At 71.6% G+C, this 13,375-nt stretch carries 10 protein-coding genes; 2 read left to right on the top strand and 8 right to left on the bottom strand.

Annotated features, from left to right (window positions below; genetic code table 11):
• Positions 1-78: 78 nt before the first annotated feature.
• The 3 genes from AB0I52_RS16515 to lnt all read right to left on the bottom strand — a co-directional run bounded on the left by AB0I52_RS16515 (position 79) and on the right by lnt (position 4,100).
• Complete coding sequence (locus tag AB0I52_RS16515; RefSeq protein WP_363073078.1) at positions 79-1,842, bottom strand: protein kinase; 1,764 nt, start codon at positions 1,840-1,842, stop codon at positions 79-81.
• A 151-nt stretch (positions 1,843-1,993) separates the two neighbouring features.
• The gene (locus AB0I52_RS16510) at positions 1,994-2,473 is read right to left on the bottom strand and encodes an NUDIX domain-containing protein (RefSeq protein WP_363073076.1); all 480 of its coding nucleotides are present in this window, start codon (positions 2,471-2,473) and stop codon (positions 1,994-1,996) included.
• A 31-nt stretch (positions 2,474-2,504) separates the two neighbouring features.
• Positions 2,505-4,100 carry an apolipoprotein N-acyltransferase gene (gene lnt / locus AB0I52_RS16505; protein WP_363073074.1) on the bottom strand — a complete coding sequence of 532 codons (1,596 nt, stop codon included), beginning with the start codon at positions 4,098-4,100 and terminating at the stop codon, positions 2,505-2,507.
• Positions 4,101-4,295: 195 nt separating this feature from the next.
• Here lnt and AB0I52_RS16500 point away from each other — a divergent pair, with 195 nt between their 5' ends.
• A complete protein-coding gene (locus AB0I52_RS16500) occupies positions 4,296-5,360 on the top strand; it encodes an O-antigen ligase family protein (RefSeq protein ID WP_363073072.1) in 1,065 nt (354 codons plus the stop codon).
• A gap of 36 nt (positions 5,361-5,396) precedes the next feature.
• On the opposite strand, the gene AB0I52_RS16495 is transcribed toward AB0I52_RS16500, so the two are convergent.
• Positions 5,397-5,960, bottom strand: coding sequence for a hypothetical protein (locus AB0I52_RS16495; protein ID WP_362964408.1), 564 nt, complete (start codon positions 5,958-5,960; stop codon positions 5,397-5,399).
• Between the two features lie 69 nt (positions 5,961-6,029).
• The gene (locus tag AB0I52_RS16490; RefSeq protein ID WP_363073070.1) at positions 6,030-6,815 is read right to left on the bottom strand and encodes an aspartate/glutamate racemase family protein; all 786 of its coding nucleotides are present in this window, start codon (positions 6,813-6,815) and stop codon (positions 6,030-6,032) included.
• 58 nt (positions 6,816-6,873) lie between these two features.
• Between AB0I52_RS16490 and AB0I52_RS16485 the strand changes: the two genes are divergently transcribed.
• Positions 6,874-8,046: a glycosyltransferase gene (locus AB0I52_RS16485; protein ID WP_363073068.1), complete on the top strand. Its 1,173-nt coding sequence runs from the start codon at positions 6,874-6,876 to the stop codon at positions 8,044-8,046.
• A 10-nt stretch (positions 8,047-8,056) separates the two neighbouring features.
• On the opposite strand, the gene AB0I52_RS16480 is transcribed toward AB0I52_RS16485, so the two are convergent.
• From AB0I52_RS16480 to AB0I52_RS16470, 3 genes are all read right to left on the bottom strand, one after another.
• Positions 8,057-9,424: a TerD family protein gene (locus AB0I52_RS16480; protein ID WP_363073066.1), complete on the bottom strand. Its 1,368-nt coding sequence runs from the start codon at positions 9,422-9,424 to the stop codon at positions 8,057-8,059.
• Positions 9,425-9,643: 219 nt separating this feature from the next.
• Entirely contained in the window at positions 9,644-11,212 is a 1,569-nt protein-coding gene (locus tag AB0I52_RS16475) for a polysaccharide lyase family 1 protein (RefSeq protein ID WP_363073064.1), read from the bottom strand.
• Positions 11,213-11,699: 487 nt separating this feature from the next.
• Positions 11,700-13,259: an aromatic amino acid ammonia-lyase gene (locus AB0I52_RS16470; RefSeq protein ID WP_363073062.1), complete on the bottom strand. Its 1,560-nt coding sequence runs from the start codon at positions 13,257-13,259 to the stop codon at positions 11,700-11,702.
• Positions 13,260-13,375 lie beyond the last annotated feature (116 nt).

The raw sequence follows: 13,375 nt of genomic DNA, 5'->3' as shown, positions 1-13,375 counted from the left end.
ATCGTTTCAATGTCAAACGTCACGGCGACGTTATACGAGGCCGGCGACCCCGTACAGGGGTGTGCGGGAGCTGTTGTGTCAGGCGTGGAAGCCGTTGCACACGACGGAGGTGTACTTCGTGGGCCCGCCCTCGACGTGGTAGATCACCACGGTCCAGTCGCCCCGGTCGTCCCCCACCGGGATCGCGTCGAGGGCCTTCTTGCCGAAGTGGGCCCGGAAGTCGTCGGGGTACTTGAGCTTGACGGCTCCGCCGGAGGACCAGCGGGAGTAGATGTCGACGGGCTTGCTGGTGAAACCGATGCCCTTGGACTCGGACCGGAGCGGCCGTCCGGTGGCGCGGTCGGTCTCGTGCGGGGGCCGCACCCCCACGGAGACGTAGTAGGGGGCGGGTCTCTTCCCCTCCCCCGCGTGCTCGAACCGCATCGACACCCCGGCGGTGCCGGAGCCGGCGGTGTGCGACACGGAGGAGATCAGCCCCGACGGCGGAAAGGAGTCGGGAAGGCTGTCCGGATCGCAGCCGCCGCTGCCCAGAGCGGCCTGCTCCGGATCGTCCGACAGGGTCCAGCGGTCCTGCGAGACGCGGTCGTTCACGATGTGGTCCGGCGGGCGGTCCGCGTTCTCCGGGGTCGCCGAACGGCTCGCGAGCGGACGGCCGGACGGTGTGGACCCGGGACCGGGCGCGGCGTCGGTGCCCTTGCCCTCCGTCTCCGGGAGCAGCCAGACGGTCAACAGCACTGCGACCGCCACCGCGCACGCGGCGAGCCAGGTCCTTCCCCGCCGTGGGCGCCGCGGCTGGTCCCGGCCGGTGTACGGGGTGGCGCCCGGCGGCTGCGCGGGGCCGGACGTCGCGGGTCTCTCCACCGGCTGGTCGGCCGGCTCGGGCTCCGCCCGCCGGGTCGGGGCGGCGGTCTCCGGGACCGGCACCGTTTCCGGCTCCGCGTGCGCACCGGACGGCACGGGGGGCGGGTTCAAGTCCCCCGGTACGAGACCGGATCCGGCGGCGCGTACCAGTGCGTGGTAGTGGGCGTCCGACGCCAGCGGCGAGTCCACCGCGCACAGCGCGATCACGGCGGCCGGCCTGGGCCGCTCCGCCGGATCCTTGTCGACGCACATCCGGATGAGCGCGGCCAGGTCCGTCCGTACTCCCGCCAGGTCGATCTCCTCGTACACGGTCCGGTAACCGACCGACGACGCGTCGCCCGTGCCGTACGGAGGCCGGCCCGTCGCCGTGTACGCGAGCGTCGCGCCCAGCGCGAAGACGTCCGCCGCCGGGCCCGCCTCGTTGCGCAGCAGGACCTCGGGGGCCGTGTAGCCGGGAGTCCCCGACGCCATCCCGTCCCGGGTGAGGACCGACTGTTCGAGCCCCCGTGCGATCCCGAAGTCGATCAGCTGCGGTCCCTGCGGCGAGAGGATGACGTTGTGCGGCTTCAGGTCCCGGTGCGTGACTCCGTGCACATGGACCGCGGCCAGTCCCTCGGCGAGCGCGGCCAGCAGCCGCAGCGCACTGTCCGGCGGGAAGGGGCCGCTCGCGCCCACGGCGCCGCGCAGCGTGGGCCCCGCCACGTACTCGGTGGCCAGCCAGTAGGGAGACGTGTCGAGCGACGCCTCGATCAACTGGGCGGTGTACGCGCTGCGCACGGTCTCCACGGTCGCGGCCTCGCGCCGGAACCGGGCCAGCGCGTCCGGGTGGTCACTGATCTCGTCGCGGATGACCTTGACGGCCACCAGCCGTCCACCGGGCGAGCGGCCCAGGTACACCTGCCCCATCCCGCCCGCGCCGAGACGGGCGAGCAGCTGGTAGGCGCCTATGCGCGCGGGGTCCTGGGGCCTCAGTCCGTCCACGGCCCGACTGTGCCACATCCGCACACGCCGGACCACAACTCCCGCCCGGACAACCGGGGTCCACGCGCTGAACGGCAACCCCGCGGATCCGGCCGGGGCTCCGGAGCGGGACGGAGGCCGTTCTCGGCCCCGCCCGTCCGGTCCGTCACGTTCAGCGCGAGTCGGTGGCCTCGAACCAGGTGGGTCCGTCCGTCAGCGACTGCTTGATGCGCAGGAGCGCGAACTCCTCCAGCGGCGGCAGCGCGTCGACTCCGAACCAGCCCACCTCCAGCGACTCGTCGTCGTTGACCCGGGCCTCGCCGCCGGTGGCCCGGCAGCGGAAGGTGACGTCCAGGTACTGGCACCGGTCGCCGTTCTCGTACTGTACGGGCGGCAGTGCCTGGGTCAGCACCACGCGTTCCGCGACACAGTGCACCGCCGTCTCCTCGTACACCTCGCGCTCCGCTGTCGCCGCAGGCTGCTCGCCCGGCTCGGAAATGCCCCCGATGACCGACCATTTGCCGGTGTCCGCACGCCGTCCGAGCAGCACTCTGCCCTCGTCGTCGAAGACGATGGCGGTGACGCCGGGCAGCAGGAGCAACTGTTGACCCGCCGTGGCGCGGATCTCGCGGATGAAGTCAGGAATTGCCATGGGTCCGACCCTACGTGGCGTGCGGAGCCGCTCAGCGGCCGCGTCGCACCCGCACCGCCCGAGTGACCGCCCAGCCCAGGCCGACGACCGCGAGCAGGGACAGCACCCCTTCGGGCAGCGGTCCCATCCGGGTCGCGGGGGTCAGCGAGGACCGCAGCGGCACCTCGTCCACCAGCGCGTCCGGGGTGAACATCTTCGTCTTCTGGACGACGGTGCCGTCCGGGCGGATGACGGCGCTGACACCGCTGGTGACCGGGACGACGACGGACCGGCTGTGCTCCACCGCGCGCACCCGGGACATGGCCAACTGCTGGTAGGTCATCTCGCTGCGGCCGAAGGTGGCGTTGTTGCTGGGAACGGCGATCAGCTGGGCCCCGTGCTCGACCGTGTCGCGCACGGCGTCGTCGAACGCGGCCTCGTAGCAGGTGACGAGCCCGACGTAGGTGCCGGAGAGGTCGAAGACGCCGACCTTCTTGCCCGGTCCGAAGTCGCGCTGCACCCGGTCCACGTCCGAGCTGAACAGGCGCACGAAGGAACGCATCGGCATGTACTCGCCGAACGGCTGGATGCGGCGCTTGTCGTACGTGGCCATCGGGCCCTTGTCCGGGTCCCACTGGATGAGGGTGTTGCGCAGGTTGCCGGTGTCGGGCTCGACGACCGCGCCGACGACGGTCGGCACCCCGATCGCCTTCACCGCGTCGTCGATCACGATCCTCGCGTCGGCGTTGCGGTAGGGGTCGAGGTCGGAGGAGTTCTCCGGCCACAGGACGAAGTCGGGCTGCGGCACCTTGCCCGCCTTCACGTCCCGGGCGAGCTGCTCCGTACGGTTCGCGTGGTTGTCCAGGACGGCCCGGCGCTGGGAGTTGAAGTCGAGGCCGAGCCTCGGCACGTTGCCCTGGATCGCGGCGACGGTCGCGGTGCCGTCCTCGGCCGAGTCGTCCACCAGCGGCAGCGACGCGAGGGCCGCGACGACCGGTACCAGTACGGCCGCCGCGGTCGCCGCGGCGGCCAGCCGGGGCAGTTCGCCCGTGGAGCGGCGGACACGGAACCGGCGGACCGCCTCGAAGAGCCCGAAGCCGCACAGCACCACGGCGAAGGAGAGCAGCGGTGTGCCGCCGAGCGCCGCGAGCGGCAGGAAGACGCTGTCCGCCTGGCCGAAGGCGATCCGGCCCCAGGGGAAGCCGCCGAACGGCACCCTGGCCCGTACCGCCTCGTCCAGGGCCCAGACCGCGGCCGCCCAGAACGGCCAGCCGGCGAGCCGGGACACGGCGGAGATGCCGATGCAGCCCACCGCGACGAACAGTGCCTCGGCGGCGGCCAGGGCCAGCCACGGCACGGGGCCGACCTCTTCCCCGGTCCAGTGCAGCAACGGCAGCATGAAGCCGAGACCGGCGAGCAGACCGAGCCCGAACGCGGCACGGGGCCCGCGCTCGAACAGCACCCAGCCGAGCAGCGCGAAACCTGGCAGAACCAGCCACCACAGGGGCCGGGGCGGGAAGCTCACGTACAGCATCAGCCCGGAGAGCACGGCTGCACAGGGGCGGGCGAGCCGAGGCAGCAGGCGCCTGGCTCGGGGCAGGGAGACGGGCTGCTGCGGGTCGCCGACCGGGGCGATGGTGGTGCTCACCAGGCGGAGTCTACGGTCATCGGCTGTGCGCCCGGCAGCACTGCCCCGGTGGCGGAATCCGCACCGCCGGATCGTTTCTTCGCATCTTCTGCACATATGCCCGCCGGGGCCGTTAATCTGTGCGCCGGTCCCCCGCCGACCGGCCGGATCCGGCCGGTCGCGCACGGGACCGTCACAGGCCGGGGGACGGACGTGATGGCTTCATCCGCGGAACGAGGGCCGGCGGGCGGCGACGCTGCCGGAGCGGTGATTCTCGCCGCCTGCGCGATCTGGTCCCTGATCAGCGCGGCCGGCCGGGAGACCCGGCCGGAGGGGGTGCTGCTGGCTCTCCTCGCCGTGGCGGCGGGCTTCGCCTGCGGGCGCATCTGCGGAACGCTGCTGCCGGTGGCCACCGCGACGGTCGCCGCACTGGCCGCTCTCGTCATGGCACTGGTCTGGCGCGACGGGATGCCCGGAGCAACGGCCGCGACGGACACCGCGCCCGGGTACACGGGGGCGGCCGCCGGGCTGCTGGTACTCGCGGCCGGAGCCGCCTGCTGCGCGGCGGCCGCGGCCCGCCGGGAGTCCTTGCGGTTCACCCTGCGGCTGCCGGCCCTGGGGGCGGCCTGCGCGTCTCTCGGGCTCGGCTCGGTGGCGGGGTGCGCGGCGGCGCTCGGGGTGCTGCTCTGCTCACTGGCCTCGGCCAGGATGCGCCGCCGGCTGCCCGCTCTCGCCGGTTTCGCCCTGGCCGCCGGCCTGGTGGCCGGTATCTCGTGGGCGGTGGCCGAGGACGTACTGCCCGACGGGCTCACGGTTTCCCTGGAGGGCCGGCTCACCAGCAACCGGGTGCAGCTCTGGCAGGACGCCACCCACCTGGCCGGGCAGCACCCGGTACGCGGTATCGGCCCCGACCGCTTCGCCGAGCTGAGCCCCACCGCACAGGAGTCGCTCCGCTCCGACGGCAAGCCGCACTCGGGGCCGCTGCAGCAGGCGGCCGAGCAGGGGGTGGTGGGGGTAGTGCTGCTGGGGGCCGCGTTCGGCTGGCTGCTGTATGTGCTGTGGCGCTCGCCGCGCAGCACCCCGGTGGTCCTGACCGCCGGTGCCGCGCTCACCGCACTGGCCGCGCTCGCCTGTGTCGGCAACGCGCTGAGCTTCACGCCGGTGACGGCCGGGGCCGGCCTGCTGGCCGGCCTGGCGTCCGCCAGGCGGCCGATCGGGGACGGCGGACCGGCCCCCGGCATCGGGACGGAGCGGTTGCCGCGGGGCGGGGACGGTGCCTGATGCCCCGGCCGGCGGCCGGGGCATCAGTGCGGTGTGTCAGGCGCCGGCCGGGGCGCCGGTGGCCGGCAGGTGCAGCCGCTCACGGATGAAGCGGACGCCCGCCTCCGCGTCGTCCACCGTCACCGTGAACGTCCTGCCGTCGCCGAGCCGGAGCACCAGGCCCTCGCCCCGTCGTACGACCACGGCGGTGCCCTGCTCGGGGCGCCAGCGGTAGCCCCAGCCGCCCCACTGGCGCGGCGTGACCCGGGGTGCGAACTCCGCACCCACCACATGGGTGAGCAGGATCCGGCGGCGCGGCAGACCTATGTGGCCGCACCGCACTTCCAGGGCGTCGCCGTCGACCCGGACGGCCACGTTCACGAAGGCGAGCGTGCCGAAGAGCATCAGCAGTCCGGCCGCCATGCAGCCGATCACCGACATCAGCAGCGGTGCGATGCCGGAGGTCCAGGTGGAGCTGACGGCGAGCTGGATGCCGAGCGCCAGACAGGCGGCGCCCGCCGCGGCGAGCACCCACTGGGTGTGGTTGGTGGCCCGGCCGGTCCAGACCGCCGAGTGGGAATCGGCACCGGTGTGCCTCGGTTCTCGGGGATGGTCCCTCATGCCAAGCAGCGTACTGAAGAAACCGCGCGGCGGACTGGGTCCGACAGCTCCGGTCGGGGCGCCGGACGGTCAGCGGGCGGGGCTGACCGCGGTGAGCCGATGCCACTCCGGGTAGGTGAGAGCGGCCTCGGGCATCTCCGACACCCGGCCGCCGAGGAGCACGACGAGTCCGGTGCCCGGTTCGGCCGACGGAGCGGGTTCGGCCCCGATCCGGCGCAGTGCCTGGGCCGCGACGGCTCCGGCGGAGCCGTGCAGGACCACGGGGGGCCGGCCGGGCCGCCGCACGGCGTCGCGGATGCGCTCGGCGACCAGCTCGTAGTGGGTGCAGCCCAGCACGACAGCCTGGACGTCGGGCGGGGTGAGCGCGGCGGCCGCGGCCAGGGCCCGGTCGATCCCCTCATGGTCGGCGTACTCCACGGCGTCGGCGAGCCCCGGGCAGGGGACCTCGGTGATGACCGCGTCCCCGGCGAAGTCCCTGATGAGTCGCCGCTGGTACGGACTGCCCGTGGTCGACGGGGTGGCCCAGATCGCGACACGGCCGCCGCCGGCCGCGGCGGGCTTGATCGCCGGGACCGTGCCGATGACCGGCAGGGCGGGTTCGAGCTCGGCCCGCAGCGCCGCCAGCGCGTGCACGGAAGCGGTGTTGCAGGCGACGATCAGCGCGTCGGGGCGGTGGGCGGCGGCGGCGCGCGCCACCGCGAGCGCGTGCTCCGTCATGTCTTCGGGGGTGCGGGGCCCCCAGGGCATGCTGCCGGGGTCCGAGGAGAGCACCAGATCGGCGTCCGGCCTCAGCCGGCGTACTGCGGCGGCGGCGGCGAGCAGGCCGATTCCGGAGTCCATGAGCGCGATCTTCACCCAGTCACCATAGTCGACAGCCCTTGCGGTCCCGGCTCAGTGGGGCAGACTTCGGCCAATGAGCGCCATTGTCTGGATCGCCGTGGGTTCCCTCGCCGCGTGGGTGTGGCTGCTGCTGGGGCAGGGCTTCTTCTGGCGGACGGACCAGCGGCTGCCGGAACGCGCGGACCCCGCGCACTGGCCGTCCGTCGCGATCGTCGTCCCCGCACGTGACGAGGCCGACATGCTTCCGGTGAGCCTGCCCTCGCTGCTGGCGCAGGACTATCCGGGATCGGCCGAGATCTTCCTGGTCGACGACTGCAGCAAGGACGGCACCGGGGACGTCGCCCGAGCGCTGGCCGTACGGCACGGAGGACTCCCGGTGACCGTGGTGTCGCCCGGGGAGCCCCAGCCCGGCTGGACGGGCAAGCTCTGGGCCGTACAGCACGGGATGGCGCTGGCACGGGCCCGGAATCCGGAGTATCTGCTGCTCACGGACGCCGATATCGCGCACGAGCCGGACAGTCTGCGGGAGCTGGTGGCGGCCGCCGGCTCGGGCGGGTTCGATCTGGTCTCGCAGATGGCGCGGCTGCGGGTGGAGAGCACCTGGGAACGGCTCGTCGTACCGGCCTTCGTGTACTTCTTCTCGCAGCTCTACCCGTTCCGGTGGGTGAACCGGCCGGGGGCGCGGACGGCCGCGGCCGCGGGCGGCTGCGTACTGCTGCGGACCGAGGCCGCGGTACGGGCGCGGGTGCCGGAGTCGATCCGGCAGGCGGTGATCGACGATGTGTCGCTGGCCCGTGCGGTGCGGGACAGCGGCGGCAGGATCTGGCTGGGGCTCGCGGACCGGGTGGACAGTGTGCGCCCGTATCCCTGCCTGGCCGACCTGTGGCGGATGATCTCCCGGAGCGCGTACGCCCAGCTGCGGCACAACCCGCTGGTGCTGCTCGGCACGGTGCTGGGGCTCGCGCTCGTCTACCTCGCGCCGCCCGTGACGCTCGTGGCGGGACTGCTGGCCCCCGATTCCGCGGCGGCCTGGACGGGGGGCGTCGCCTGGGTCGTGATGGCCGGCACGTACATGCCGATGCTCGGTTACTACCGGCAGTCCCTGTGGCTGGCACCACTGCTGCCGTTCACCGCACTGCTGTACCTGCTGATGACGGTCGATTCGGCGGTGCAGCACTACCGGGGCCGCGGTGCGGCGTGGAAGGGACGTACGTACGCCCGTCCCGAGGCCGCACCGGACCAGTGAACGGCAGGGCTCACTTGCGGCCGGGGGTCCAGTTCATACCCCAGCCGTAAGCCTGGTCGATGGTGCGCTGCGGACTCACTCCGCGCGGCGGCACGAGGTAGCGGGCCTCTCGCTGCACGGTGAAGTCGCCCCCGTTGTTGCTGATGAGGGCGAGTGCGCAGACCGTGGACGGGACGGTGCACTCGTCGAGCGAGAAATCGATCGCCGCGCCGTGCTGGGGCTGAAGGGTCACCGTGGCGTGCAGATCGGCGAAACTCCGGGCCCCTTCGTAGATGGTGACGAAGATCAGGATCCGCCGGATCCTGGCCTTCTGGTCGAGGTTGATGGTCAGGTTCTCGCCGGAGGCGACAGCGCCGGTCCGGTCGTCGCCGTCGAGGTGGATATAGGGCGGTTGCTGGAGGGCGCCGAAGGCGTTGCCCAGCGCCTGGACCACTCCCTTGCGTCCGTCGGTCAGTTCGTACAGGGCGCAGAGATCGAGGTCGAGATCCGCGTGGTTCGCGACGGCCCGGCCGAGCTTGCTGCCCCATCCCTTGAACTGCTTGCGCACTTCCCAGTTGAGATTGACGCGCATGGAACCCGAATTGCCGCCCTGCTTCGCGAGCGAGACCGACGGCGCTTCCTTGGTGAGTGTCACCTTGGTGAGCCGGACGGGCTGGGTGACGGGCGGCGCGGGGGGTGCGGGAGGGGCGGGAGGCGTCACCGGGGCGGCGGCCGCCGGCTGAGAATACTGCGGCGGCTGCGGCGGCGGCATGGAGGCGACCCGCGTCGCCGGGTTGGGCTGTTGGGATTGCGGAGGCGACTGGGGCTGAGGGGACCTTTGCGGTTGCTGCGGTCGCTGCGGCTCGTCGACGGAAATCCCGAAGTCCGTGGCCAGGCCTTCGAGCCCGGTCCCGTATCCCTGGCCCACGGCCCGGAATTTCCAGGATCCCTGGCGCCTGTAGAGCTCACCGAGGATGAACGCGGTCTCGACCGTGGCGTCGGCGCTGTCGAACCGGGCCAGTTCGGAGCCGTTCGCCGTGTCCGTGATCCGTACGTACAGCCCTCTCACCCCGCCGAACGTGCCGCCGTCCGCCGAGGCCGCCACCACGATGCGGTCGACGACGGACTCCACCCGTGCCAGATCGACGGCCAGGATGTCGGTGGCCGCGCCGCCGTCGACTCGCTTGCCCTCGTGGCGCACCGCACCGGATGCGTGGGCCGGCTGGTTGTAGAAGACGAAGTCCGCGTCATTGCGCACTTTCCCCGAACCGAGGAGAAGGAGCGCCGAGGCGTCCACGTCCGGTGTCCCGGGGGCGGTGTGCCACCCCAGTTCGATGCGCACGGCCTGTGCCGCCACTGGAACATTGGTTCCTTTTAGCATGGTCATGCTCGCCCCCATCACGAGTCCGGCTGCCGGGACCTTTCCCGGTCAACCTAATGCTCTCCCGCCGCAGAACCCACAGCGGCACCAACAGGCATCCAGGGATCAGCCGGGAACCCCTGAACGCGCTCCTCGCACGATCAGGACGCGGGGATGAGGGCGCTCGGCGGGTGACGGGGCCGCGGCGCCGGTCCCGCCACCGGGTGCGAGCAGGTGGCGGTCGCGGCGCCGTTGCCGCTACCCGGCGTAGGTCTCGTACTCGGCGATCTTCGGGGTGCCGGTCGAGCCGGTGATCTCGAACGTGATCTTGCGCAGGGAGGTCCGGGGGAAGGTGATGACTCCCGCACCGCTGCCGGAGGTCAGCACGGTGCCGGTGTCGCCGTTGACGACCCTCCAGGATCCGATGGCGCCCTCGGCTCCCGACGCCTCCCGGATGCTGATCGCGGCGACGGCGGTGGCGGAGGGCCACTTGACCGAGACGGAACCGGTCGGACCGGCCGGCGACCAGTAGGTGCTCATGTCACCGTCGCGCACGTTGCCGTAGCTCGTCCCGGCGGCCTTGCCGGAGCCGTCGGCACCGGCGCCGATGCTGAGGTTGGTGCCACTGGGCTGGGTCGGGTCCGGTGTGGGATCGGTCGGGTCCGGTGTGGGATCGGTCGGGTCCGGTGTGGGATCGGTCGGGTCCGGGGTCGGCGTCTGCGGCGAGCAGTTGCCGTCCGAGACCTTCAGCCCCTTGTTGGCACCTGCGGTCTGCTTCACGATGTCCGGCACGCAACCGGCGTCGTCGAGGCTGTAGGCGTAGGGGATGCTGACCGTGGTGTTGGACTGCGGGTCGGGGCCGGCAGGGTTGTTCTCGCTGCCGCGGGCGGACCACGTCACGTTGTCGAAGGTGTTGCCGCTGACCTGCCAGTATCCGGCCGCGTCGGTGTAGAAGGTACCGAGGACGTCCTTGGAGTCCTTGAAGTAGTTGTTGTCCACCTTCGCGCGGGCCCCGGCCCGGGAGTTGATGCCGGACTTGTTGAGCTTCACGTAGTAGTTGTTGTAGATGTGGGAGATGCCGCCGCGCAGCAACGGGGTGCGGGAGTCGACGTTCTCGTAGAGGTTGTGGTGGAACGTCACGAAACCGTTGGAGAGTTCGGTCTCGCTGGACCCGATCAGACCGCCGCGGCCGGAGTTGCGCAGGGTGCTGTACGACAGGGTCACGTACTGGGTATTGGCCTTCATGTCGATGAGGCCGTCGAACCCTTCCGACTCCCCGCCCGAGGCCTCCAGGCTGGAATGATCGACCCATACGTTACGGACGTTGCTCTCCATGCCGATGGCGTCGCCGCCGTTGGACGTGGGCGAGCCGGACTTCTTGACGTTCCGGACAGTCACGTTCTGGATGATGATGTTGCTGGACTCGCGTATGTGGATGCCCAGTTGGTCGAACACGGCCCCGTTGCCGACACCGACGAGTGTGACGTTGCTGATCTGCTTGAGCTCGATCACACCGGCGGCGGTGTTGCAGCTGCCGCCCGACACCTTGGTGGTGTTCGCGTGGTTGATGGTCCCCTCGACCTCGATGGTGATCGGAGTGCTGCTACTGGCCCGGCCGCACAGGGCGGCGTGGATCGCCGTCCCCGTGGTGGCCCGTACCGTCGCCCCGCCCGCACCGCCGGTCGTCCCACCGTTCTGGGTCGCGTAACCGGTGGCTCCGCCGGTCGCCGCCGAGGCCTCAGGCATCGTCAGGACCGCGCCTGTCGCTGCCGCCAGGGCCAATGTGGCCACCGCCGCAGAGAGGCGCAGTGCAACTGGTCGTCTCATTTTCGTCTCCCGATTCGTCTTCGAACTGCGGGTGCTGCTCCTGCGTGCCGCGGTCGTGCCGGTGGGGTGTCGAAGCCGCCGGTCCAGTAGCGGCGCATGCGTGATGCCGTGGCAGGGGCCACGACAGCCGCTTCCACCGGAACGAGGATCTTGAAAACGGAAAGCGCTTTCTGGATGCAGACCATAGAGCTGCTTCAGTTGGACTGACAAGACTCCTGCACGCCTGCGAAATAGTTCGGCCCGACCCCAACACGCTTCATTCGCAACGGTGTTGATGATGCGATCGGGACCATCGAGGGCGACGTGCCGGCCGGCCGCCCGGAATCCGACGGTCTCGTACCGCCCGACGTCGGAGCAAACGCTTTCATTTACCGACCACGGGAGCTGGTGAATCCCAACGGCGTCCGCGGCCGTGACGTCGTCGTACAGCGGACCGGCCGTCAGGCCCCTCGCAACGGCCCCGTCCTCGACGCCGGAGGGCTGTCGCTCACGGCGTCCGCCGCACCACGCCCTGGCCGTCGAAGGCCGCCCCGCTCCCCGCCCCGAGGTCCAGCCACAGCTCGGTGAACCGGTCGAGCAGCCCGGCCGCCGCCGTCACGTCATCCGTCAGCGGCCGGTCAGCCGAATCCGCGTCGAGCACCGCGGCCGCCAGCCCGAAGGCCCGGCCGACGGGCAGCCCCGGGTCGAGCCGCATGTCACGCTGCCGCAACGCCCGTACAGCCGCCACGAGTTCACAACCCACGACGAGCCGGTACGCCTCGCACGCCCGCAGCGTCTGACGAGCCGCGAGCGAGGCGAAGCTGGCCTGCTCCTCGACACCGCGCGAGAGCACCGCATGGCCCAGAGACGCGGGCGCGGAGAAGGCCCGCAGATCGCCGAGCGCCGCCCCGGCCGCGTACTCGAGGATCATCACACCCGACGAAGCCGGTGCACCGTCCGCGAGGAACGGCCGCAGCCGGGTGAAGCCCGGTTCGTTCAGCGTGGACAGACGCGAGGTCGACAGGCGCGCCACCTGCGTCACCGCCAGCCTGAAGTGGTCGAGGGCCAGGGCGAGCTGAGCGACGTAGAAGCCCCCGTGGTGGTAGGCAGCCATGTCCTGCGCCGAGATCAGCGGGTTCTCGGCCGCCGCGTTGATCTCGACCGCGAGCACGTCCTCCAGGGCGTCCGCCGCGTCGTGCGCGGGCCCGTGGATCTGGGGCACGCAGCGGAAGCCGTACGGGTCCTGGATCCGGCCCAGCGGCGGCGTGGGGCGGTCGGGGGCGCCGAGCAGCAGCCGCATCCGTTCCGCGACCGCGTACGAACCGGCGTGCCGCCGCGCCTCGTGCACGGGCAGCGCGTACGCCTCGTACGAACCGTCGGTCGCCATCAGGGACAGCGCCGCCACCACCTGCGTGGCCGCGACGAGGCCACGCAGCTCGTGCAGGGCGAGCGCGGACTGACCGAGAGTCAGCGCGTTGCTGCTGATCAGGGCAAGGGCGTCGTTGTTGTCGAGGGGCTGCGGGGCGGGGGCCGCCCCCGGTCCCTGCCAGGGGTGTTCGCCGGCCAGCGCGAGACCCATCTGCGCGAGCGCGGCGATGTCGCCGGTGCCGACCGAGCCGAATTCGTTGACCTTGGGGTAGGCGCCCGTCTCCAGGGCCTCGCAGAGCGCCGTGACGACGGTCGGGCGCAGGCCGGCGCCTCCCGCTAGCAGCTGGTTGGCGCGGACCGCCAGCATGGCGCGTACCTGCCGTGCGGGCAGCTCCTCGCCGATCGCTCCGGCGTGGCTGCGCAGCAGGCGCAGGCCGTGGTCGGCGGCCGCCTCCGTCGGTACGGACTCATTCCGGTTGGCACCCACACCGGTGGATCGGCCATAGACGCGACCCCACGAGGCGATCTCCCGAGCGGCGTTCCACGAGGTCTCCACGCGCTTCATCCCGTCCGCGCCCGGCACGGGTTTTGCGGTGGATTCGGCCATACGTACGACATCTGCAACCATCAGTCCGCGGCCGTTCAGGACGACAACCGAGTCACTGTCGCCCGTCACCCTGTCCGCGATATGAGACGACATCACTCGTAATTCCTCCTCAACCGGAAGCGCGGTCTTGCCCTACGGCCACTCACCATCAGGGATTTACACCTGAGCGGCGACTGACTATTGACAATCTATTCAGACACCGAGAACTC

It is taken from the genome of Streptomyces sp. NPDC050423, from assembly GCF_040655445.1.
Lineage (GTDB): Bacteria > Actinomycetota > Actinomycetes > Streptomycetales > Streptomycetaceae > Streptomyces.
This window is presented reverse-complemented; position numbering and strand designations above follow the sequence as displayed.